The sequence below is a fragment of the Trichococcus paludicola genome, assembly GCF_003052295.1.
GTDB classification, from domain to species: Bacteria; Bacillota; Bacilli; order Lactobacillales; family Aerococcaceae; genus Trichococcus; species Trichococcus paludicola.
The window spans coordinates 214,259-238,113 of the sequence record NZ_QBLC01000001.1 but is presented as its reverse complement, the minus strand read 5'-3'; the positions used below and the strand labels follow the sequence as shown (position 1 = coordinate 238,113).

The following is a 23,855-nucleotide window of genomic DNA, read 5'->3' as shown; positions in this document are numbered from 1 at the left end:
TTCTTCCTTTCCTGTTTCTGATTCCATCATAACACTTTTTGGTCGGGCACTAAAAGTGTGGTATATTGGAACCAACAAATTAAGTCCATTGGCAATAATATATTTGACCATTGGAGACGGAGGAATAGTATGAGCAGAGTAATCCTTACGACTGAAAGCGGCGCGGATATACCCACTGATTTGGCAAAGAAACACAATATCCAGATTGTATCGATGCACGTCATCATGGATGATATCGATCATCTTGATGGATCTTTTCCGGTCACGGATCTGTATGATTATTACGAGCGAACCAAAAAAACCCCTTCCACGACCGCAACCAATCCGAACGAATATACCGCTTTTTTCGAAAAGATCCGCTCTGAGCAGCCCGATAGCATCATCGTGCATATTGGCTACACTTCCAAGGCCTCTTCCTCATTCCAGAGTGCCGTGTTGGCGGCGGAAGATTTCGAGAACATCTACCTTATCGATGCCCTGAACGTATCCGGTGGCTTGGCGGCAATCGTGCTTTATGCCGCTGATCTACTTGAAAAGGAGCCGGACATCGCAGTGGAGCGATTGGTTGCCGCCATCGAAGCAGCAGTGCCGCGCACGCACTTCTCGTTCATGCCATCCGGTCTCGAATTCCTGCGGGCAGGGGGCCGCGTCTCCAACGCCGCTTATCTGGGGGCATCGCTCCTGAAAATAAAACCGACGATCGAGTTGATCGATGGCAAATTGGTTTCCACAAAAAAATACCGCGGCAAGATGAGCCGCGTCGTTGTCGATTTTTTTGATGACTACCTGAAGGCTTACGCCATCGACGACAAAAAGCTGTACCTTATCCATTCACTCGGTTTGGAAGAAGAAATCATGACCCAAATGGAAAATTACGCGAAGGAAAAAGGTTTCCAGGACGTCACTTGGGTCCAGACCGGCGGGGTCATCACTTCCCATGGCGGTCCTGGCGCTTTTGGGATTGCTGGGATTGAAAAAACAGGCAACGACGAATAAATAAAAAAACTTCTGCATTTACGGAATTCCGAGTGCAGAAGTTTTTTTGTTTGTCTAACTATTCTCTTCGATATCCTCTGGGAGGATCGTGAACAGATCCGCGTCCTCATCTTCGGCTAAGCGGTTGCTTTGGTGCAGCTTTGCCTTCTCGAAGAGGCTCCTGGCCGTGCGGGCATTGCCGAAATGACTGTCGCGCGTCGTATAGGACTGCACGAACAGGTTCTTCACTTTCTCCTGGGCTTCCTCCGTCAGCACAAAACCTTGCTGGGTGGCGGCCATGTGGAAGATTTCCGTCAGTTCTTCGCTATCGTAATCCGGGAAATCGACCGTGTAGGCGATCCGGCTGCGGATGCCGGAATTCATGCTGAGCATCTGCTCCATCTCGCTCGGATAGCCGGCCATGATGACGACCAGTTTGTCGCGGTTGTCCTCCATCTCCTTGATCAGCGCGCTGATGGCTTCATAGCCGAAGTCGTTTTCGGAAGCGGAATAAAGGGAATAGGCTTCATCAATGAACAGGACGCCGCCGTACGCTTCCTTGATTTTCTCCAATGTCTTCGGTCCGGTTTGGCCGACGTACTGCCCGACCAGATCTTCCCTTGTGACTTCGATCATGTGTCCGCGCTTCAGCACACCGATGGATTTCAGAATTTGGCTGATCAACCGCGCGATTGTGGTCTTGCCTGTGCCAGGGTTGCCGGTGAAGACCATGTGCAAGGACAAATCGTTCATCGGCTGTCCCATCTTTTCGCGGCGTTTTTCAGCGCGCACATAGTTCATGATCGAGCTGACTTGTTTTTTGACATCCTTCAATCCGACCAGATTGCGCAGCTGCGCCATCAAGTCTTCAATATTATCTCCGAACAGCTGGTTCGGGTCGATGCCGAAATCGAGCGGCTCGAGGATGACCAGATCATCCTTCGTCACGGACTTTTCGCTCAGACGGAAGGCCCTTTCGCGCATCGCTTCCTCCATGATGTTCCGGACGGCACGGGCATTGGCGAACAGCGGGACCACTTTTTCCTGATTGATTTTGACCCTGAATGCCTGCTCCGCTTCCTCAGTCAACGTATAATGATTATCCTTTGCTTGCGCCTTGGCGATTTCCAACAGTTCCTGATCGGAAAAATCCTCGAAATCGATCTGCATATTGATCCGGCTCGACAGGCCAGGATTCGATTTCAGCAACTGCTTCATGCCGGTGTCATAACCCGCAAGAATCACGATGAAGTCATTGCGGTGATCTTCCATCGATTTGATCAAAGTATCGATGGCTTCGGATCCGTAATCGAGCGAATCGCTGTCCGAGGATGCCAAGGCATAGGCTTCATCGATGAACAGCACGCCGCCCATGGCCGACTCGATCACAGCCTTGGTCTTCTGGGCAGTCTGGCCGACGTAGCCGCCGACCAAATCCGAGCGATCCACTTCCACCAATTGACCCGATTCGAGAATGCCCAAGGAATAGAAGATGTCCCCCAAAATTCTGGCGACTGTCGTTTTCCCTGTGCCCGGATTGCCGGAAAAGGCAAAATGATAGGAAGGCTGTTCATTCTTCTCGATCGACAGCATGTAGGCCCGTTTCTTGTCGTATTCGACCAGCTTCACGATCCGGTTGATGGTTTCCTTCACTTCAGTCAGACCGATCAGATCATTAAGTTCAGCCAAGGACTCTTCCAAAGAGACTTTGACTTTCCGGTTGGAATGGGTCGCATCCATATGGAAATAATCGGCATGCGGGGCCCTTCTTGCTAGCCGGCTCGATTGCATGGTCGCAATCAGTTTGCCGACTTTTTCGGTGCTGTGCGAAAGCGGTCGTGTCCGTTCCAATTCCTTGTGGATGCGGCGGCATTCATCGAAACGGCCATGGATGTAGTAGGCATAGACGCGGTCGTACTCGATGGCATCGTCATAGCCATATTTCTCGGACTCTTCGATGGATGCCAGGATCGTATCCAGCTCCTCTTCCTGCTGCAGGTAGATCTTCGACTTCAAACGCAAAGCCGCGAAAGATTTCGGACTGTGCTTCAGCACCTGATCGACGAGTTCCAACGCTCGCGGGAGGTCGTTCTTTTCGAAGGCCATCTTCGCCAGGACAAGTGCCGCTTCCCAATTGGCGGGGTTGCGGGTGAAGGCGGCTTGCGCATAGCTCTCGGCTGCCTTGTCATCGCCGTCCTCCGCATACAGCTTCGCCAGCAGCGTCAAATAGGCATCGCCGGTGCCGTCCAATTCCACCGCCCGCAGCGCGTAATGCATCGCTTTTTCGATGTTGCGGTTCTTGTAGTGGCTGAGACCCAGCAAGTAATTCACATGGGGATGATCCGGATGCGTCCGGATGGCTTCCATCAAGACCGGGACGCTGCTCAAGGACATGTTTTTCCTGATGTTGTTCTCGATCCCTTTCAGCCTCTCGTCTACGTTTTCAGTTAAGTTCTCGTCTGTCATCCGAAGCTTCTTCCTTCCCGTTCTTATACTCTATTTATCTAATATGGACCTTTTCATGATGCCCTTTATTTTAGCACAATTCCGTTCCTTTTCATGCGTTTATGCTCGCGGCTTTTCCCAATCCTACTGAGGCTTCAGCTCAAAAAGGCTATTTTTTGAGTTTGTTTGCCGACAAGGTTATACTTTGATTGAAAGCAAAAAGAACTGCGTGCCATCCAGACTGGAGGAGTTATTTATGATTTACACGATCACACTGAATCCGACCATCGACTATATCGTCACTGTCCCCCAATTAACTTTGGGCCATTCCCATCACATGCAGGATGAACTGATCACGCCTGGCGGGAAAGGCATCATGGTTTCGCGCGTCCTGAAAGCGCTCGGGATCCCTTCGATCGCGTTGGGCTTCCGCGGGGGTTTTACCGGTGACTTTGTGCGCGACTACATGGAGGAACTGAATATCCTCAACCAATTCACCATAATCAAGGAGCGCACCCGCATCAATCTCGTCCTGAAATCGGACCAGGATACCGAAATCAGCGACTACGGTCCCAGTGCAACCGACGAGGAAGTTGCCCGTTTCATGAAAGGTTTCGAGGACATTTCGACGCAGGATTTCGTTGTGATGTCAGGCAGTAAGCTCCCTTCCATGCCGAAAGATTTTTATGAACAGCTGATCCGCTCTCTGCATGAGGAAGGCGTGCCTTTTGCCTGCGACATCACCAAAGATGAATTGCGCAACAGCCTGCAGTACCACCCATTGGTCGTGAAACCTAACCAGAAGGAAGTCGGCGAATTTTTCGGCCGGACTTTCACCACTTGGCAGGAAGTTATCCCTTACGGCAAGCAGTTGGTTGAATTGGGCGCCCAGCATGCCATTGTTTCCCTCGGCGGTGATGGCGCACTACTCTTCACACCGAATGAAGTCATCTATGCGCCGCCGCTATCCGGCGAGGTCGCCAACCCGGTTGGAGCCGGGGATTCCATGGTGGCCGGGTTCGTCGGTACCTTCATCCGGACGGGCGATGCTTCAGAAGCTTTCCGGGTAGCCGTAGCCGCCGGGACTGCCACAGCCTTCTCCCCGGATATCGCAACCACTGAAGAAATCGAGGCGCAATTGGGACGAGTTGTTCTGGAAATAATTGAATAGAATACAAAGTTTAAAAGCGTTGGACAGCCTCCGGAAACCGGGGCTATCCAACGCTTTTTATTTATCTGAAATGATGGCTAGCGGTCCAAGCCCGCTTTTCTTCCTTAGCCTTCTGCTTCGGCCATTTCTTCCGCCAAGTTGTGGTATCCGATTTCTTTGTCCATGAAATCATCGGATTGGACGGCGAAATGTTGCGTGATGCTTTCAATGGTTTGGATTTCGCATTTCGCTTCGTCAACGATGTAATCGAGTATGTGTCCGCCGAATTTGCGGTCGTCACTGATGAAATGGCAATGGAAGCCCCCTTTGGCTACCCCGTCGAACAATTCCGGCGTATAGATGCCGATTGCCGTCCCTTGCATATTGTAGGACTCGAATTCTGGCTGTACACGCGTTGCTTCAATGAGGCGTGGATAGGGTTTTTGCTGCTTCGGCACTGCCCGTGTATGCATATATTCGAAATGTCCGGTTATTTTGACGACGGAGAACACATTCCGGCTGCGGACGCGCTTGACGATATCCGAGCGGACTTTCCTCAGCGTCATCGGCCGGTCGATGTCGTATTCGCGATCCGGTTGAAAAAAAGTCACCGCGGCATGCGGCGTCGTTTGGGATGGATCGACTTTCGAAATCGTTCCGTCCGCCTTCGCTTGATAGGCGATGCCGTCCAGCAGGATCAGTTCCCCTTCAAAATCATGGAAAGTCCCGATCCCGATATCCCCATGCTTCAATAGTTCCTCAAATGTCAGGGTTCCATCGAATACCCCCGCCATCAAATCTCCCATCGTCTGATGCTGATACAATGTACTTTCGCCCATCTGCTCCCGCCCCTTCTGTGCCCTTGCGCAATCATTTATTATTTTGTCTGATCATGATAGCCCATTATATCACAGCGGGAAGGCGGCAAACAATCGCGCCACACAGATTTTCAGGCGGCAAACAATGAGGGCCGCCCCGAAACGGGACAGCCCTCCATTCATACTATGTTACGCTAATTTAGTCTCCAGGTAATCAACCAAAACATCTTTCGGATGGTAGCCTGTCAGTTTTTCAACCGGTTGTCCGTCTTTGAACAGGACCATTGTCGGAATGCTCATGATGCCGAACTGCGAAGCCGTCGCTTGGTTCTCGTCGATGTTCAGTTTGACGATTTTCACTTTGCTGTCCATCTCTTCTTCGATTTCTTCCAAAACGGGTCCGAGCATGCGGCAAGGCCCGCACCATGGCGCCCAAAAATCCATCAACGTCAAACCTTCCTGTACTTCACTCTGCCATGTTGTATCTGTTACTTGTGTGCTCATTCTTTATCTATCCTTCCTGTTGCTGTGTATTTTTGCTTTAATTTCCTATCGACAAAAATTATTATACCCCACCCGGTATTATTAGTAAATAAAAATGTACCGTGAGTAAGCAAGATGATTGACAATCCGTCTGAATGGGCATAATATAGTTAGGGCACGAACTATATGGGTGGTGAAAAATAATGAGCAACACAGACCTGCTGGGATTCCGGATCAGATCGCTTTGGCAACAAATAAAGCGTCTCATGAATAGGCATTTGACCGAAAATGATGGTTATGGCTTGACCGGCATGCAATTCGCGATCGTTTCCTACATCGCCAAAGAATCTGCAGAGCGGGACGTCTTTCAGAAAGATCTCGAGCAGAAATTCGACATCCGCAAATCGACCGTCACAGGCATCCTGAATACGATGGAAAGGGATGGCTTGCTGCTGCGGGAAACCGTTCCTTACGACGCCAGACTGCGGAAAATGATACTGACGGATAAGGCTTTGCAGGCAAAAAAAAATTCGGAACAAGTGATTGATACCGTGGAGAGGCAATTGTCCAAAGGTTTAACTGAAGAAGAAATCGCCACTTTTTTGAGCATTCTCGAAAAAATATCAAAAAATGCAGAGAGCTGATTGCCTCAACCGTTTTAAAAGTCACCCAATCATTATTTACGGAAAGGATTAACGCTATGATAAAAAAACTCATGGGCAGCATACGCGAGTATAAAAAGGATTCGATCCTTGCCCCTATATATGTCACTTTGGAAGTCGTCCTTGAAGTGCTGATCCCCTATTTGATGTCTATGATCATCGATAAAGGAATCGGAGAAGGAGACATGCCGTTCATCATCCGAATCGGACTGATATTGATTGTCTCCACCCTCTTTTCATTAGGGTTCGGAGTCCTGTCCGGTTTGCATGCGGCAAAAGCTTCGGCCGGATTCGCCAAAAATATCCGCAAGGACATGTACTACAATATCCAGGATTTCTCATTTTCGAATATCGATCAGTTTTCGACATCCAGTCTGATCACCCGTCTGACGACGGACATCACAAACGTCCAGAACTCTTACCAGATGATCATCCGGATCATGGTCCGGGCGCCGCTCATGCTCGTGTTCTCTTTGATGATGGCTTTGAGCATCAACAGCGAACTCGGGATGGTCTTCCTTGGAGCGATCCCATTCCTGGGCTTCGGTCTCTATCTGATCATGTCACAAGCCTTCCCGATATTCCAGAGGGTGTTCCGTACCTACGACAAGCTGAACCGGGTCGTACAGGAAAATCTCTATGGCATCCGGGTCGTAAAGTCTTTTGTGCGTGAAGAGCATGAAACTGAGAAATTCAAATCCGTCTCCAAGAAAATCTACACTGATTTCACCAAAGCCGAAAAAATCTTGGCCTTCAATAGCCCTTTGATGCAGTTCACGATGTACGCAAGCATTCTGACATTGTCTCTGTTGGGCGCGCGCATGATCGTCTCCGGTTCGATGACGACAGGTCAACTGATGAGTCTAATCACATACGCTTCCCAAATTCTGATGAGTCTGATGATGATTTCGATGGTATTCGTCATGGTCACCATCTCCCGCGCTTCAGCGGAACGGATCGTAGAAGTGCTGAGCGAGGACAGCGACCTGAAGAACAACAGCAACCCAATCACGGTCATCCCTGACGGATCGGTCTCCTTCGAGCAGGTGGACTTCAGTTACACCAACGATCCGAAGAAGCTCGCCTTGAAAAATGTCAGCTTTTCCGTCAAATCAGGGGAAACGGTCGGCATCATCGGCGGTACCGGCAGTGCCAAAACTTCGTTGGTCCACCTTATTCCGCGTCTATATGATGCAACTGGTGGTACGGTGAAAGTCGGCGGTGTCAATGTGCGCGATTATGATATGCAGACATTGCGCGGTGAAGTCGCTATGGTACTCCAAAAAAACATCCTGTTCTCCGGAACGATCAAAGACAATCTGCGCTGGGGCAATCCTGCCGCTACCGATGAAGAGCTGATGCTTGCGGCCCGACAGGCTCAAGCCGATGAATTCATCCAACGCCTTCCTGATGGCTACGACACTTATATTGAAGAAGGTGGCACAAACGTTTCTGGTGGCCAACGACAACGGCTCTGCATCGCGCGCGCTTTGGTCAAACAACCGAAGATCCTGATCCTCGATGATTCGACCAGCGCAGTGGATACGCGGACGGATTCCTTGATCCGGACCGCTTTCAAGGAAGAAATCCCGAACACCACCAAATTCATCATCGCTCAGCGTGTCTCTTCCGTGCAGGATGCCGATAAGATCATCGTGATGGAGAGTGGTAGCGTCAATGGCATCGGAACGCACGATGAATTGCTGGCAACAAACACCATTTATCAAGAAGTTTACTATTCACAAACGAAAGGGGGACAAGTTGCTTATGAAGCCTAATCAACCAAAACGACGCGGAGCCAAAGATGCCGGCAAAACGACAAGACGTCTCCTCTCCTATATCGCCCAAGGGCACAAATTCACTTTTAGCCTTGTATTGATCTTTATTCTGGTCAGCGCGCTTGCCAATGTCGCAGGCTCGCTATTTCTGGAGACGCTGATTGACGATTACATCACGCCTTTATTGGGCGTAACCAATCCGGTCTTCACCAACATGTACCGCGCAATCGCGATGATGGCCGGCATTTACATGATCGGTGTCATAGCTACTTATGTCTACAATATCCTGATGGTTTCCATTTCCCAGGGAATCCAGAAAAAAATCCGTGACGAACTGTTCACGCATATGCAGTCTTTACCGATCAAATATTTCGATACGCATGCGCATGGGGATGTCATGAGCCGCTATACAAACGATATCGATACTCTACGCCAAATGCTTTCGCAAAGTATCCCGATGGCCTTTTCTTCCTTGGTCACGATCGTCAGCGTCTTTGCCGCGATGCTCGCAGTCAGCTTGCCGTTGACGCTTATTGTCGCCTTGATGGTAGCCTTGTCGATCACAGTCACAAAGACGATCGGCGGAAAAAGCTCCGTCAACTTCGTCAAGCAGCAGCAAACGCTCGGTAAAGTGAACGGCTATATCGAGGAAATGATGCACGGGCAAAAAGAAGTGAAAGTTTTCGGACGAGAAACAGAATCCAAGGAACGTTTCGACAAACTCAATGACGAGTTGCGCGAGAGCGCGACGAACGCAAACATCTACGCAAATATCCTGATGCCGATCCTAGGAAATCTGGGATTCCTGCAATATGCTCTGATCGCTATGTTTGGAGGAGCCATGGCTGTCTCAGGCATCGGCGGCCTTACCTTGGGGGCGATCGCTTCCTTCCTGCAGTTGAGCCGTTCCTTCACGATGCCGGTCAACCAGATTTCCCAACAAGTTTCATCGATCGTGATGGCTTTGGCGGGTGCTGAGCGGATCTTCGAACTGATGGATGAAAAGCCTGAATTGGATGAAGGCACCGTAACTTTGGTGAATGCAACCATGGTCGGTGATGAAGTGAAGGAAGCCGAAAACCACACTGGCCTTTGGGCATGGAAAGTGCCTCAAGCAGATGGGTCGGTCCGCTATACGCAACTGACCGGTGATGTCCGATTCTTTGATGTCGACTTCTCCTACAATCCCGACAAACAGATTCTGCATGATATCAGCCTCTATGCCCATCCCGGCGAAAAGGTCGCTTTCGTGGGATCGACGGGTGCCGGCAAGACGACGATCACAAATCTGATCAATCGTTTCTACGATATCCAAGACGGAAAAATCGTTTATGACGGCATCGACATTGCAGACATCAAGAAAAATGACCTGCGTCGTTCCTTAGGGATCGTATTGCAAGACACCAATCTCTTTACCGGGACGATTCTGGAAAATATCCGTTACGGCAATCTGCACGCATCCGATGAAGAAATTTATGCCGCTGCGCGCTTAGCGAATGCCGATGACTTCATCTCCCGTCTGCCGAAAGGCTACCAGACTGTCATTTCCGGCGACGGCGAAGGCCTTTCCCAAGGTCAGAAACAATTGCTTTCGATTGCTCGTGCGGCTGTAGCCGATCCTCCCGTCATGATATTGGATGAAGCGACATCCAGCATCGACACGCGGACAGAATCGATCGTGCAGCGCGGCATGGATGCTTTGATGCAAGGGCGGACCGTTTTCGTCATCGCCCACCGCTTATCCACTATCCAAAATGCGGATGTAATCATGCTGATGGAGCAAGGCCAAATCATCGAACGCGGTGATCATGAAAAATTGATCGGCGAGCAAGGGAAATATTATCAGCTTTATACTGGAGCATTCGAGCTGGAATAGATCTTTTAGAATCAAATTGAAACACCCCGCAGAAAATGGCCGTTCCAATTGGAGCGGCCATTCTGCGGTTTTTTTGTATGCAGTCGATTTTAATGAAGCCAGGGCCGACGCGTGGTAAAATGATCACGAAGAATGCTTCGTCCACCAAATTCCTGATGATTGCCGGCCGAAAGAAAGAGGTCCTTGCGATGACTGAAAAGAGAGTTCTCCAATCCGATGCATTCGTCATCCGTTCCTTTATTGCCGGCATCCCATTCATTCTGATGTTCGGCGGCCTCTCCCACTTCGCATTCGCATGGATCGAGGAAGCAAACTGGGCAGCACCTTTCGTCCCAGTGAACGAGAGTGTCTGGGAACATCTGAAAATGAGTTACTGGTCCACCTTCCTGTGGTTTCTCTTCGTTTTCCTCTCTTTCGGTAAAAAGCACCGGCTTTCGCCGTCCCGCTGGCTGCTGGCGGGGGGCGTGTCCACGCTGTTCTGCCTGCTCGTCATCGTCACCGGATTCTACACGCTCAAAGGCGCTTTCGACATCGAATCCCTTTTCACTGACGGGATGCTGTTCTTTATCGGTATCATCAGCGGCCAACTGCTAGCTTCCCGCACCTATCGCTCTGTCGAGCCAAGCCGCATGTGGCTTGGAATGGCAGCTGTACTCTGGCTTCTTTTCGCAATTGCCTTTGCTCTGTTCAGTTTCCAGCCACCCGCCTTGCCGCTCTTTCTGGATACACCGACCGGAAGCTACGGGTTTTAGATTGCTTAAGGAGGGAGCCTATTCGGGCCACCTGCGTTCAGACCTCCAACAAAACCCAAACTTCCGAAAAATAGAAAAGAGCGGAAAAGCCCTCGCAAAGGATGGCTTTTCCGCTCTTTTAATAGAGGATATCGTTGCTGATCGTCGTATAGAAAAGTTCTTTGATCCGGGCCGGATCTTGGGTTTGGCCCAGGATCCACATCAATTTGCATACGACAGCTTCGGTAATCATGTCGTAGGCCTCCAAAATATTGACCCGGGATTTCAGTTCGTGGCCGACTTTGTAGATTTCCATGTCGCTGCCCTCATTAGGGACCTGGGTTGTCATGACCACCGTCTTCCCTTTTCCGATCCAGTGATTGATGACCTCGAAATATCCGTACTCGGGCGCTGAAGGAATACCGCCCACTCCATAGCTTTCGATGATGATGGCATCGTTCCGCTCAAGCATGTAAGAAAGAATATCCGAATCCACTCCCGGCGTCAGCTTGAACAGCGCGACCTTCGCATTCAGACTGTCATAGAAACGCGGTGCTTGCGCTTTTTCTTTTGTGATGTAAGAAATCACGCGTCCATCCTGGATAATCGCCAAATAAGGGTAATTGATGCTGGAAAAAGCTTGGAAGCTCTTGGAATGCGTCTTTCTTGCCCGTGTTCCGAGGATGACCTTCCCGTTGAAGACGATCTGGACACCGCTGGCGGAATCGGATGATGCGTACAGGAAACTGTCGAAGAGATTCGTCTTCGAATCGGTGATTTCCATATTGATCGGTTTTTGGGCACCGGTGATGATGATTGGTTTCGGGGAATCCTGGATCATATAGGACAGCGCGGCAGCCGTATAGGCCATCGTGTCGGTTCCATGGGTGACGACAAACCCGTCGTATTGTTCATACTTTTCCCGGATGGTATCCGTCATCAGCACCCAGATATCAGGCGCGATGTTAGTGCTGTCGATATTGCAGATCTGAAGGGTATCGACTTCGCATATTTCTGAGATACCGGGAATAAAGGCCAATATCTCTTCGGATGTCAGTTGGGGATCGAGCCCATTCGGCGTTATTTTGGAGGCGATCGTACCGCCCGTTCCAATCATTAATATTTTTTTCTTAGTCACACATTCACCTGCTTGTTCATTATTTTTTTCATGGTTTTCCGCGTCTGGTGGTCAATAAACCACGACCGGTGTACCAACAGAATAGGTATTGTAAAGTGTTTGAACCGCATAGTAAGGGGTATTGACGCAGCCGTGCGATCCCAAAGAAAGATAAAGGTCGCCGCCGAAGCCTTGGGTTTGCCAAGAGGCGTCGTGCAAGCCGTAAGCATTCCCCAAAAACGGAATCCAATATTGGACAGGTGACTCGTAATCCTCTCCGACCAAGACACTCGGCGATTCCTTGTATGGTTGGATTGCGAACAGTCCTCTCGGCGTCGGCATCGAAGGTCGTCCAGTTATGACAGGAGCATCCACAATCCGTTGGTTACCGATGTAGGCCCAGACGCGCTGGTAAGCGATGCTGATGATGATGTAATTGGAGCCGACATAATAGTTGGTGCCGGTATTCGTCTGGAAGGTGCCATCCTGGACCGTCCAATCGGGTCCTGTCGGATAGGTTGGGACAGGCGGGACAACCGGAGGGGGCGGCGGTTTCGGTACGTATTTCATGAAGGCAACAGCCGTGTTTCCTGGTGCTTGTCCGTCTTTTTGGACCAAGTGCATCTGGACGGCGCTGACTTCATAGTCGTATCCTTGCGTTCCTGCCGTTTCGCCATTCTTGGCCCAATCCAGCCAGCCCACTCCGGGCACATGAACCTGATAATAGATATCATAATGCGCAGCCAGTTCATCCGTCAACTGCATCTCGATCCGCTCGATGCGTTGACCTGTTCCTGGCAGTCCCGCTTCCAATCCGTCCTGCGTCCATTCAAACCAACCACTGTCACTTGTGGCGGCGCGATAGGAGACCGATCCCGGATAAGGCTGGGAATCCAATTTCGCCTGCAAGCCCTCCAGCGATTGCGAGGAATCCGGGGAGCCGCTTTGCGCTGGATTGAGGACCGGTTCCTGCCAGCCCGAATCCGTCAGATAGCTACCGTAGGACAGGACCGGCTCGATGCGTTCGATGAAGCTTTGCTCACGCTTGCCTAAGAAAATCTGTTCCTTGTTCATCAGAACGATTTCAACTCCTTCAATCGGATAGCGGAAACCGTCCGTGCCGGCTGTCTCGCCGTTTCCGGCCCAATCCAGCCAACCGAAGCGGCTCGTTTGGACCCGGTAATAAAGATCGTACTGAGCGGCCAAAGCGCCAGTCAGTTTGAATTGCACAGCTTCGATCGGTTCGCTGGTTCCTATCGTTCCCGCCGTCCCGCCGTTGGAGACATAGCTTGACCAACCCATGTCCTGCCTGTAGGTCCGGTATGAAACGCTGCCCGCTTCGGCCAAGTGGGTCAAGCGCACCTGGATGGCTTCGAGCGGCAATGCCGCTCCGCCACTGATTGCGCCTTCCAGGACTTCGGACTGCCACCCGCTGTCCTGAACGTAAGTCGTATAAGTCAATTCCGCGCTGCCGGCTGTTGTCGGGGATAGCGGGATTTCCTGCGCCCCCGAAAGGGCAGCAACGCTTCTTGTCTGCAGCGCGACATAATTTTTGCCGGTTTCGGCACGAATTCCATCTATATTTAGGTACGCTGGATCGTAAAGTTCCAGCAAACTTTTCTGGACAATTGCACCGTTCTCCAATGAGTATGCTGGAGCCGCAATGCGGGCAGGGGCTAATCCGGCAACAATGAACAACCCCAACAGAATAAACAAAATGTTCCTTCTCATGGTAATCCCTCCCGGCAGGACTGTAAGCGACAAATAATGGAGCATCCATTCGTAACCGCTCTCTTTCCTCCATTATACCAAACAATACCCCGTTAAAAAAAACACAAGCAGCGCGGATTGCGATTTCTTTAGGCAATCCTCCGTCGAGAATCCGGAATTCCCGGATAACTGAAAAAAGTTTGGGACCACCTCAAAAAAAGAAGTGGCTCCAAATTTTTTCTACTGTGCTCTTTTCCGAAAAGCCAGCACCATCCCGATTTGGAAATAGCTGTATTCGTCACCCAGCTTTTCCTTGAGTGGTTTCAGGTGCTGATCCTCCGCTTCCTCGATCGCTCTGGCGATGGCTTCCGCCTGTTCATCCGTGACGAAATCCGTCAAACGAATTTCGTAGGCCGACAGTTCGGCCAAATGGCGGAAATGGTTTTCGATGGTCATTCTGGCAAGGCCTCTGATGGCGATGATTTCCTCGACCGTCTTGCCTTCTTGATACAGACGATAGGTTTCCTCAAAGGTGGTACCGGCGTAATTTTTCTGCGCCGGTTTCGGGCGTTTTTCCGCGGTTTCCGGACTGCCTGCTTGCTCTTTCTGCTCCACTCGTTTTTGCTGCAGAACCGATTCGGCATCAGGAAATTCCTTCAGATAATCGGAAATGACGCCCATGAATACTTCGCCGTAGCGTTCCAGCTTCGATTCGCCAACCCCAGATAGACGCAAGAAGGAATCATCGTCAGTCGGAAAGTTGCGGGCCATCTCATGTAGTGTGCTGTCCGAAAAGACGATATAGGAAGGAATCCCATGCTCATTCGCCATTTCCGTACGCAAGCTACGCAACCGGTCGAACAGCTCGGTATCGTACACCCCGCCTCCACTCTGTTTGGCGGTGCGCTTGCCGGTTTCGACCGCATAGGACATCCCGACTTTTTTACCTTCCTTCAGGACTTCCAGCGCTTTCGGAGTGACTTGGATCAACGGATACTGATCACCCGTCACTTGCAGGTATTCATCAGCGATCAAAACCCCGATCATTTCGCGGATTTCTCCATCATTATAGGCGCTCATCAGGCCGTATGTCTTTAGCTTATCCAGCCCAAAATCGGTGATGCCCTTCTGTTTGCTCCCCGTCAGGATACCGATGATTTTCTGGACGCCGTAACGTCCGCGCACCCGCACAACGCAGGACAGGATTTTTTGGGCTTCTTCCGTGATGTCTATCTGCTCCGTGAGGCGCAGACAATTGGAGCAGTGTTGACAATTCAGCTCCGCTGTCGTTTCGCCGAAATATTCCAAAATGTACCGGCGGAGGCATTGGTTCGTGTAACAATAATTGATCATCTTGTTCAATTTATTGGTCGCTTCGCTGTCATTGGTCTTGCTGTTCAGCAACTGATTGATGATGATGTCCTGCGTCGAAAACAGCAGGATGACACGCGCTTCCTCTCCGTCACGCCCCGCCCTTCCGGCTTCTTGGTAATAACTTTCGATGTTTTTGGGCATGTTGTAATGGTATACGGTCCGCACATTGCTTTTGTCGATCCCCATGCCGAAAGCATTCGTTGCGACCATGATCGGTTTGCGGTCGAACAGGAAATCATCCTGGTTCCGCTGGCGCTCGTGTTCCGGCAGCCCGGCATGGTAAAGCGTCACGGCAAAGCCTTTTTGTTCCAATTTCTTCTGGACCGATTCCACATTTTTTCTGGTCGAACAATAGATGATGCTCGCTTCCTTCGGGTTGAGGTCCTTCACGAGGAACTTGAACTTGTCGGCGGGCTTTTCCACGCTGAAGGCCAGGTTGCTGCGGTCGAAACCGGTCACCAAGCGGAACGGATGCTGCAGGCGCAATTGGACCAGGATATCGTCCTGGACCGGTTCGGTTGCCGTTGCGGTGAAGGCGGCAACCATCGGACGTCTGTCGAACAGATCGTACAGTCGGGCCACGCCTTGGTAGGCAGGACGGAAATCGCTGCCCCATTGTGAGATACAGTGGGCCTCATCGACCACCAACAACGGCACCTTCACAAAGCGCAAAGCATTCATGAATGACTCGTTGTCTATCCGTTCCGGCGCGATGTAGAGCAGTTTGAGCTGGCCGGAGCGCATGTCGTCCATCAATTGCAGGAACTCTTCTCTGGAAAGCGTGCTGTTCAGGTAGGCCGCGGGGATCCCCATTTCCCGCAGGCTGTCCACCTGATCCTTCATCAAGGACACGAGCGGGGAAACGACGATCGTCATGCCGTCCAGCAGCAAGGCCGGCAGTTGGTAGCAGAGCGACTTGCCTCCGCTCGTGGGCATGATCCCGAGCACATCCTTCCCTTGCAGGGAATTCGTGATCAATTCCTCTTGGCCTTCCCGGAAACTGTCATATCCGAAATATTTTTTTAGCGTCGCGTACAGTAATTCTTTAGCCTCCACTTGCATCCATCCTTAATTGTTTATCTTTTCTTATGAACCGAATATTCCTGGACGGGCTTGCCTGCACTCAATTAGGCCATGGCAAACCGTCAGAAATGACCTCCTCATCATATCACATCCGCGGCCTATTTTTTCACAGAAAAATAGTACGCCGCGCACCTGATTGAATCCCCTACTTATTAAATATGCAGATTATCCGCCTTATGTTTTGACGTGTGGTATATAATTGTAAGGTGAACACGTCATGACCTACAGGAGTGAGAAATATGGAACAGGAATTATCAAATGAACTATTTATCTGCGGGGGGTGCAATGCGAAGATCGGCCCCGGCGTTCTGGGCGATCTGCTCAGCCAGTTTCCGAAACAGGAGAACCCGAATTTTTTGGTCGGTTTCGATTCGTCCGATGATGCGGCTGTTTTCCGGATAGACGCCGAGACGGCCATGATTCAGACGTTGGACTTCTTTCCCGCGATGGTTGCGGATGCTTCGCTTTTCGGGGAAATCGCCGCGGCCAACGCCTTGAGCGATGTATTTGCGATGGGCGGCGAAGTGCTGACGGCCATGAACATCGTCTGCTGGCCCGAAACAAAAAGCACCGATACACTCGGGAAAATCTTGGCGGGCGGCTTCAAGAAAGTCCAGGAGGCAGGCGGCGTGCTGGTCGGCGGGCATTCGATCCACGACCCTCAGCCAAAATACGGCCTATCGGTATTGGGCAGAGTCCATCCCGATCGCATCTACCGGAATGACACGTGCATCCCGGGTGATGTCCTGCTGTTGACGAAACCATTGGGGACAGGCATCATCACGACCGCCTACAGCGCCGGTGAAATGGCGCAGGAAGCCTTCGATCAGGCGGTTGTCTCAATGACGACGCTGAACCGTTATGCGGCGGAAGTCCTGAAAAAATATACCGTCCACAGCTGCACGGATATCACCGGCTTCGGCCTGTTGGGGCATCTCTCGGAAATGGTCAGCGACCGCTGTTCCGCAACGGTCTATGCCGACAGCGTGCCTTGCCTGAGCGGAGCCTATCAGGGAGCCCAGGAATTCCTGATCACAGCCGGCGGACAGCGCAACCGGAATCACCTGGAAGTCGATGTGGATTTCCAGATCGCTGACTACGCGATGGAGGAGCTCCTTTTCGATCCGCAGACATCCGGCGGCCTGCTTGTGAGTGTCCCTGTCGAAGAGGCGGCCGCTCTGCTTGCCGAAATCGAAGCATTGGGCCTGCCCTGCGGCATCATCGGCGAGGTGACCGAAAAGGACACCAAGAAAATCACGGTCGTCCATTGAGCAAAGAATGACAAAAATATGATTTAACCAGGAGGAAAAGAGCATGAAAAAAATAGATGCAGTCGGACAAGCTTGTCCCATGCCGGTCATTTTGACCAAACGGGCTTTGAAGGAGAGCAAGGGGGAGACCGTGCTCATCAGCGTGGACAATGAGATCGCGACGCAGAACCTTGCCAAGATGGCGGAGCAGCTGAAGCTTTCCGTCCAAGTCGAAAAAATCAATGAGTCCCTTTATGAAGTGCAGCTTTCCGATCCAAACGCCGGCAATGAACCCGCGGCCGCTGAACACCCCGCGCTTCCGGAGCAAGCCGCCGACGCAAGCTATGTCGTCGTACTGAACAGCGATTTCATCGGCAACGGCAGCGAAGAATTGGGCCGTACGCTGATGAAAAGCTTCCTCTTCTCCCTGACGGAGCAGGAAGTCCTGCCCGAAAAAGTGCTCTGCTACAATGCCGGCGCGCTGCTGACGACGGAAGGCTCGGCCGTCCTGGACGACCTAAAAGCGCTGGAGGAAGACGGCGTCGAGGTCCTCACTTGCGGCATCTGCGGGGAATTCTACGGCGTGAAGGACAAATTGGCGGTGGGCACTTTCACGAATATGTACCGCATCGTTGAAATCCTGCGCACATCCAAGACCGTATCGCCATGATCGACCGCAAACATTACGGCATCGTCGCGTTTCCGACTTCCCAGGCCGCCGCAGCCGCGGAAGCCGTTGTCCTGGATGCCGGTCGGGAATGCCGTTTGATCCCCATGCCGGAACAGATTTCGGCCGGTTGCGGATTGGTGCTGCAGACGCATCTCGATGAACTGAACGCTGTCCGTTTGTTGCTGTCGGAGCGTTCCATTTCCAATGATGGTTGCTACGAGGTCCGTTTTGAGAACCGGAAAAAATCCGTGGAGGTCTGGCATGACTGAACTCTATTATTTCGACAACAGCGCAACTACGCTGAAGAAGCCGGCTACGGTGGCTGAAGCTGTCTATCACGCCATCGCCGACGGTCAGTTGGGCAACCCGGCTCGCGGCAGCCATACCGCTTCCCTGAACGCATTGCGGTTGACGGAAACGCTGCGTCAGAAAACAGCAAAACTATTTGGTGTGCCGGATGCGGCAAACGTCGCCTTTACGGCCAACGCGACCGCCTCGCTGAACATGGTCCTGAAGGGCTTGCTGAAGCCGGCAGACCACATCATTACCACTGTGACGGAGCACAACGCTGTCCTGCGTCCGCTTTACCAACTCGAAGACCAAGGCGCTGCCCTGTCCTTTGTCGGCGTCGATGCATTTGGCACGCTCCGCTATCCCGATTTCGAACAACTGTTGCGACCCGATACCCGTGCCGTCGTGGTCAACCATGCTTCGAATGTCACCGGAAATGCGGTGGATTTGGAACGGATCGGCAGCTTCTGTCGGGAGCACGGCCTGATTTTCATCGTCGACGCTTCCCAGAGCGCAGGCGTCCTCGCCATCGATATGATGAAGCAGCACATCGATGTCCTCTGTTTCACCGGCCATAAAGGACTCTACGGCCCGCAAGGAACCGGGGGCATCTGCCTCGGCGACAGGCCATTGGCGTTCGTGCCGGTGTTCACCGGCGGCAGCGGCTTCCATTCTTTCGACAAGCATTATCCTGCGCAGATGCCGACTTTGTTCGAGCCGGGCACGCAGAATGTCCATGGCTTGGCGGGCGTTTCCGCCGGTTTGGATTACATCCAGCAAAAAGGTCTGGATACAATCTGTAGGCAACTGCAGGCACTGACTTTCCGCTTCCATGACCAGATCAAAGATATCCCGGGAATCACCCTCTACGGCAGTTTCGCTGAAAATGTGGAGCGCGCACCTGTCGTTTCGCTGAATCTGGCGGGCTGGTCCTCAGGCGACCTCAGCGATGCGCTCTTCATGGATTACGCGATCGCGGTTCGCCCGGGCGCCCATTGCGCACCGCTCATCCATCAAGCTTTCGGCACAGAAAAAACTGGCATGGTCCGCTTCAGCTTCTCCAGCTTCAACACGGTGGAGGAGATCGACTATGCAGCCAAAGCGCTGAGGATTTTAGCGGAAGAAGGATAAAACCAAATCATTGTCCGATTACCGGGAAGAATCGGACAACCAGAGCACGAGCGGCCTGATATGACGAGTGCCTTCTTACAAAATACCCAAAAAAACAGAGCAGCCACCCCGATCAAGGGCGGCTGCTCTGTTTTTTTATCAATCGTTCTGTTGCTTCATCCATTCCAGAATGGCTTCGGCCGTTGTTGCGGCGTCTTCGTTCCGGAAGGTGGCGGAAAATTCCTTCTTGTTGAAGTTGTAGCGGGGATCGTAGTATTTCACCAACAAATCTTCGATGACCGCATCGAAATCGTGCTGGCGCACCTGCTCCTTATATGCCTCGACACGCGCTTCGTTCAAATAGGATTTCAATCGGTCCAATGCTGCCAAGAGCTCCGCTTCATTGCTGTGGAGATAATCCTTTTTGATTTGTCCGATCCGGTAATCCAATGAAGCTTCGATGTTCAGGTTTAGGCCTTTGTACATCGCATCCACCAAGGAAGGCGGCAATACGGCCTGCCCGATCCGCTTACTTTCGCCTTCTGTAAAGACGATCAGCGGCTCCTTCCAGCCAGCGGCGCTCTCGGCCAACAGACTTTCGAACATTTTTTGGTTGTGCGGTTGTTTCTTCTTAAGGCCGACGCCTCCGAAGACAGAACCTCTGTTGTTGGCGCAGGCTTCCAGATCAAGCACATTGGCGCCGCGCTGCTTCAGTTCCTCCAGGATGGCTGTTTTCCCGGTCCCGGTATTGCCGTAGAGGGTCACAAATTGGACCTTTTCGAACAATACGGGAATCAGGTTGTTGATCGTGCTGCGGTAGTTTTTGTAGCCGCCTTCCATCCGGTAAACATTCATCCCCAGAGATTTGAGCAAGGAAAAAATCGAATTGCTGCGGAATCCTCCCCTGCTGCAGAAGATGACGACTTGGTCGTAGGCCTTCGTGTAGTCCTGGAAGAGGCTGAACATTTCCGGCAATCTTGGGGAAATGGTTTGGATGCCATAGCTTTTTGCATCGTCGATTTTGCCGGCGACGTAAAGCGTTCCCACAGTTTTCCGATCCTCATCATCCAGGACGGGCACATTTACGGCGCCCGGTATGGTTGACTTCGCAAATTCGGAAGGACTTCTGACATCCACATACAGAATCGATTTGTCTCCGCGTTGCTGTTCTATTTCTTCATATGTTGCGACTGGTTTCAATTGGTTCACCACTTTCTGCTTCTTAGTATAGCCGCTGCCGGGCAGGAATGCCACCCGAAATCTTGAGGCAAGCGTATTAAAACGACCCGACAAGCTCCTCGTTTAACGGAGACATGCGGGTCGTTTCACATTCAATCATTCAATCATTCAAATTTGCTCCAGCTATTTCTTTGCTTTATGCACTTTCAACGCTTTGCCTTTGACGGTGCGGTTCTGCATCTCGGAAATCACATGCGGCCCTTTGCCGTTCAGGATTTCGATGTAAGTCACGTTTTCCTGGATTGTGATGATGCCGATGTCATCCGCATCGACGTCCGGAAGGTTGGTCAGCGTGCCGACAAAATCGATGGCGCGCAGTTTTTTCTTCTTGCCGCCGTTGAAATAGACTTTGGTGATGTCCTTGTTCAATTCCCGGTTGCGTGCCTGTTTGATGACGGGGCGTTCCTGGAGTTTCTTTTCGAAAGTCGCTTTATGATGCTGCACGAAGCGGGCGCTCGGCGGATTAATTTCGGTGATGTCCTGCTGAGCGAAGTCTTTCACTGCCTGCCAGCTTCTTTCCTCATTAGGCGTAACCAAGGTCAAGGCTATCCCTGTTTTACCGGCGCGGCCGGTCCTACCGGTACGGTGGATGAAGCTTTCTTTCTCCTCGGGAACGTCATAATTGACGACATGCGTCACGTTATCGACGTCAATCCCGCGCGCAGCCACATCCGTAGCCACCAAATAACGCAGCCTGCCTTTGCGGAAATCTTCCATGACGGCTGTGCGGTCATCCTGCACCATCCCACCGTGCATCTTATCGATCGGCAAACCGGCTTTGCTCAAGAATGTGTACAGTCCGTTTACGGCTTCCTGCGTATTGCAGAAGATGATGCAGCTGTCCGGATTCTCAACGGTCAGCAGATCCAATAGTTGCTTGGGTTTACCCGACTCTTGGACACGGATGAAGGATTGCAGAATCTTCGGCTTGGATGCCTCGTCGCTTTCCATTTTCACAGATACGCGGTCGTTCTTCATATAGAAGCTGGCCAAACGCACCACTTCATTCGGCATGGTCGCGGAGAACAGCAACGTTTGTCTTTGTTTCGGAAGGAAATCGATGATGGCTTCCACTTGCTCAATGAAGCCCATATTCAGCATCTCATCCGCTTCATCAAGGACCAGGTATCGTATCTTGTCAAATTTCATTGTCCCTTTTTGCAGATGATCCAATACCCTGCCCGGTGTGCCGACTACGATATGGCTTTTCTGTCTCAATTCCGATTTTTGCGTATCGAAGGAAGTCTTGCCGAAGACAGCAGTGGCCTTGATCCGCTTCAGCCTTCCGATGTTGGTGATGTCCTCTTTCACCTGCAATGCCAGTTCCCTTGTAGGAACCAAAATCAGCGCCTGCGGACGGTTCTCTTCCCAACTTACACTTTCGCACAATGGTACGCCGAAACTGACGGTCTTGCCGCTGCCGGTCTGCGACTCGACAATGATATCTTTGCCCTTTAAGGTCATCGGGATGACCTCCTGTTGTACTTGCGTCGGTTTGAAATAACGCAATGCCTTTAGTGCCGTAACGATTTCTTCGCTGATTGCGAAGTCTTCAAATGTTGTATAATTCATCTTGTCCTACTTTCACTTTTTGATTTGTCGTCTCAGTATAACAGGAAAACATTAATAAATCCGCGTTTTTGTGAAAACGAGTGTCCGGGAAGGAATTAAAAACGGAACCGGATCTGAATCCCGCAAAGGGTTCCGCTTCCAGTTCCACCATCATCGTTTGCGTCAGTTCATTCTTCGCAGAACAGCCTGATCCGCTCGATTGCTTGTTGCGCCATCTCATCCCGTTTTTCCTGGTAAGCTTCCTTGTCGAACGATTTATGATTATCGACATAAGGGATGTTCTGGATGCTTTCCAAATTCAAAGTCGTTCCGCTTTCCTCCGCTTTGGCCGTGTAATTTTGCCGCACGAAAGAATCTTCGGCCGGATCGACCGTGTCCACCCGGATGGCCGCACGCATGACGAATTCCTCGGGGAACAGTTCCGCCTGCTGCACTTCGATGTTCACCGGCACCATTTTCCCGAACATGTCGTATTCTGCCTTGTAGACACTGGACAGGCCGCCGTCCCCGCTGATCTGCTTGACGATTTTCAGGCCCTCATGAATGTCTTGCCAATTCCCCACATTGGCGGCGTATTGCCATACTTTGCTCAGTGGTGCTTCGATAAAAATACTTTTCTTGATGTGGCTTTTGATGTAGTCCATTTTATTCATCCTTCCTGCTGGTTGAACCTACTGCCCTCATATGCGACTTTGATAGCGTTATCTTTATCCTCATTATAATCAAATAAATTCTCTTATACAAACTTGGCTTGATAAACTTCGAAACCACTCTTGGCAATAACACCACTCTTGGCAATAACACCATTCTTTGTTAAACTGTTCGGGACAGTTCGTAACCATCCTGTCGTAAAATAAAACTAGGGTAATAGAATCATGCAATCAAAACGCAGGAATGTTTTTTGAGTTGGCTTGTTCTCTCCTTAGAGACAACCTTCTCGGCATCCGTGCGTCTTTTTTTTGTGCATATTCTTGTAAGGCGTTGAAAAAAATATTAGGAGGTGGACCGATGCAAAAAACATTCACAAAAACACAAAAATTGACTTTCTCAGCAATGTATATCGCTATGTACATCGTCATCATGGCTCTGACGCAATCTTTCGCTTTTGGACAATATCAAATCCGCATCGCCACAACTCTTTACGCCCTAGCTTATTTTAACCCGTTTCTGATCATCCCGGCAGGTCTCGCCAATCTTATGTCTAACCTGTTCTTCGGCGGACTTGGGATCATTGACATGCTTGGAGGAACCCTCGTCGGTATCATCACGGCTTCGCTCGTTTACGCTGTCCGCAAATATAACCTTCCGAAGTGGTGTCTGATCCTGCCGATCATCTTCATCCCTGGAATCGTTGTGCCGATCTACCTGTCGCAACTGTTGGCCATCCCGTTCCTGCCGCTTGTAGTCAGCCTCTGCATCGGCCAATCGGTACCGGCATTCGTCGGCTACTTTTTGGTGCAGGCGCTGGAAAAACGATTCTATAAAAGCGCGCTTCTGAAATCCTGAGCGCAAGGAGGAACA

The 23,855-nt window shown here is 51.1% G+C and carries 20 protein-coding genes; 11 read left to right on the top strand and 9 right to left on the bottom strand.

The window, feature by feature from the left end; all coding sequences use genetic code 11:
- The first annotated feature begins 129 nt into the window (after positions 1 to 129).
- Entirely contained in the window at positions 130 to 996 is an 867-nt protein-coding gene (locus C7R56_RS01065; RefSeq protein ID WP_107994789.1) for a DegV family protein, read from the top strand.
- 54 nt (positions 997 to 1,050) lie between these two features.
- On the opposite strand, the gene C7R56_RS01060 is transcribed toward C7R56_RS01065, so the two are convergent.
- A complete protein-coding gene (locus C7R56_RS01060; protein WP_107994788.1) occupies positions 1,051 to 3,441 on the bottom strand; it encodes an AAA family ATPase in 2,391 nt (796 codons plus the stop codon).
- A 235-nt stretch (positions 3,442 to 3,676) separates the two neighbouring features.
- On the opposite strand from C7R56_RS01060, the gene pfkB reads away from it, so the two are divergent.
- On the top strand, positions 3,677 to 4,591 hold the full coding sequence (pfkB, locus tag C7R56_RS01055) for a 1-phosphofructokinase (protein WP_107994787.1): 915 nt from the start codon (positions 3,677 to 3,679) through the stop codon (positions 4,589 to 4,591).
- Between the two features lie 104 nt (positions 4,592 to 4,695).
- Here pfkB and budA read toward each other — a convergent pair whose 3' ends face one another.
- Positions 4,696 to 5,409 carry an acetolactate decarboxylase gene (gene budA / locus C7R56_RS01050; RefSeq protein WP_107994786.1) on the bottom strand — a complete coding sequence of 238 codons (714 nt, stop codon included), beginning with the start codon at positions 5,407 to 5,409 and terminating at the stop codon, positions 4,696 to 4,698.
- 168 nt (positions 5,410 to 5,577) lie between these two features.
- Positions 5,578 to 5,892: a thioredoxin gene (trxA, locus tag C7R56_RS01045; RefSeq protein ID WP_107994785.1), complete on the bottom strand. Its 315-nt coding sequence runs from the start codon at positions 5,890 to 5,892 to the stop codon at positions 5,578 to 5,580.
- A gap of 182 nt (positions 5,893 to 6,074) precedes the next feature.
- Between trxA and C7R56_RS01040 the strand changes: the two genes are divergently transcribed.
- The 4 genes from C7R56_RS01040 to C7R56_RS01025 all read left to right on the top strand — a co-directional run bounded on the left by C7R56_RS01040 (position 6,075) and on the right by C7R56_RS01025 (position 10,939).
- On the top strand, positions 6,075 to 6,515 hold the full coding sequence (locus C7R56_RS01040) for a MarR family winged helix-turn-helix transcriptional regulator (RefSeq protein ID WP_107994784.1): 441 nt from the start codon (positions 6,075 to 6,077) through the stop codon (positions 6,513 to 6,515).
- A 56-nt stretch (positions 6,516 to 6,571) separates the two neighbouring features.
- The gene (locus C7R56_RS01035; RefSeq protein WP_107994783.1) at positions 6,572 to 8,311 is read left to right on the top strand and encodes an ABC transporter ATP-binding protein; all 1,740 of its coding nucleotides are present in this window, start codon (positions 6,572 to 6,574) and stop codon (positions 8,309 to 8,311) included.
- Positions 8,301 to 10,187, top strand: a complete 1,887-nt coding sequence (locus C7R56_RS01030) for an ABC transporter ATP-binding protein (protein WP_107994782.1) — start codon at positions 8,301 to 8,303, stop codon at positions 10,185 to 10,187. The genes C7R56_RS01035 and C7R56_RS01030 overlap by 11 nt, the downstream gene beginning before the upstream one ends.
- A gap of 77 nt (positions 10,188 to 10,264) precedes the next feature.
- The gene (locus C7R56_RS01025; protein WP_107994781.1) at positions 10,265 to 10,939 is read left to right on the top strand and encodes a DUF6512 family protein; all 675 of its coding nucleotides are present in this window, start codon (positions 10,265 to 10,267) and stop codon (positions 10,937 to 10,939) included.
- Positions 10,940 to 11,057: 118 nt separating this feature from the next.
- On the opposite strand, the gene C7R56_RS01020 is transcribed toward C7R56_RS01025, so the two are convergent.
- The 3 genes from C7R56_RS01020 to recQ all read right to left on the bottom strand — a co-directional run bounded on the left by C7R56_RS01020 (position 11,058) and on the right by recQ (position 16,175).
- Positions 11,058 to 12,056, bottom strand: coding sequence for an asparaginase (locus tag C7R56_RS01020; protein ID WP_234402540.1), 999 nt, complete (start codon positions 12,054 to 12,056; stop codon positions 11,058 to 11,060).
- A 51-nt stretch (positions 12,057 to 12,107) separates the two neighbouring features.
- Complete coding sequence (locus C7R56_RS01015; protein ID WP_159072114.1) at positions 12,108 to 13,766, bottom strand: L,D-transpeptidase family protein; 1,659 nt, start codon at positions 13,764 to 13,766, stop codon at positions 12,108 to 12,110.
- A gap of 219 nt (positions 13,767 to 13,985) precedes the next feature.
- Positions 13,986 to 16,175: a DNA helicase RecQ gene (recQ, locus tag C7R56_RS01010; protein ID WP_234402539.1), complete on the bottom strand. Its 2,190-nt coding sequence runs from the start codon at positions 16,173 to 16,175 to the stop codon at positions 13,986 to 13,988.
- Between the two features lie 266 nt (positions 16,176 to 16,441).
- Between recQ and selD the strand changes: the two genes are divergently transcribed.
- From selD to C7R56_RS00990, 4 genes are read left to right on the top strand one after another with little or no spacing between them, the layout of a single operon-like run.
- Positions 16,442 to 17,473 carry a selenide, water dikinase SelD gene (selD, locus tag C7R56_RS01005; protein ID WP_107994777.1) on the top strand — a complete coding sequence of 344 codons (1,032 nt, stop codon included), beginning with the start codon at positions 16,442 to 16,444 and terminating at the stop codon, positions 17,471 to 17,473.
- Between the two features lie 43 nt (positions 17,474 to 17,516).
- Entirely contained in the window at positions 17,517 to 18,122 is a 606-nt protein-coding gene (gene yedF, locus C7R56_RS01000; RefSeq protein ID WP_107994776.1) for a sulfurtransferase-like selenium metabolism protein YedF, read from the top strand.
- Positions 18,119 to 18,391: a DUF3343 domain-containing protein gene (locus tag C7R56_RS00995; protein WP_107994775.1), complete on the top strand. Its 273-nt coding sequence runs from the start codon at positions 18,119 to 18,121 to the stop codon at positions 18,389 to 18,391. Before yedF ends, C7R56_RS00995 begins: the two co-directional genes overlap by 4 nt.
- A complete protein-coding gene (locus C7R56_RS00990) occupies positions 18,384 to 19,544 on the top strand; it encodes an aminotransferase class V-fold PLP-dependent enzyme (protein ID WP_107994774.1) in 1,161 nt (386 codons plus the stop codon). The genes C7R56_RS00995 and C7R56_RS00990 overlap by 8 nt, the downstream gene beginning before the upstream one ends.
- Before the next feature lie 138 nt (positions 19,545 to 19,682).
- Here C7R56_RS00990 and mnmH read toward each other — a convergent pair whose 3' ends face one another.
- From mnmH to C7R56_RS00975, 3 genes are all read right to left on the bottom strand, one after another.
- Positions 19,683 to 20,732: a tRNA 2-selenouridine(34) synthase MnmH gene (gene mnmH, locus C7R56_RS00985; protein ID WP_159072113.1), complete on the bottom strand. Its 1,050-nt coding sequence runs from the start codon at positions 20,730 to 20,732 to the stop codon at positions 19,683 to 19,685.
- Positions 20,733 to 20,885: 153 nt separating this feature from the next.
- A complete protein-coding gene (locus C7R56_RS00980) occupies positions 20,886 to 22,334 on the bottom strand; it encodes a DEAD/DEAH box helicase (RefSeq protein WP_107994772.1) in 1,449 nt (482 codons plus the stop codon).
- 167 nt (positions 22,335 to 22,501) lie between these two features.
- Positions 22,502 to 22,978, bottom strand: coding sequence for an SRPBCC family protein (locus C7R56_RS00975; RefSeq protein ID WP_107994771.1), 477 nt, complete (start codon positions 22,976 to 22,978; stop codon positions 22,502 to 22,504).
- 364 nt (positions 22,979 to 23,342) lie between these two features.
- Between C7R56_RS00975 and C7R56_RS00970 the strand changes: the two genes are divergently transcribed.
- The gene (locus tag C7R56_RS00970) at positions 23,343 to 23,840 is read left to right on the top strand and encodes a QueT transporter family protein (protein WP_086989254.1); all 498 of its coding nucleotides are present in this window, start codon (positions 23,343 to 23,345) and stop codon (positions 23,838 to 23,840) included.
- Positions 23,841 to 23,855: the final 15 nt, after the last annotated feature.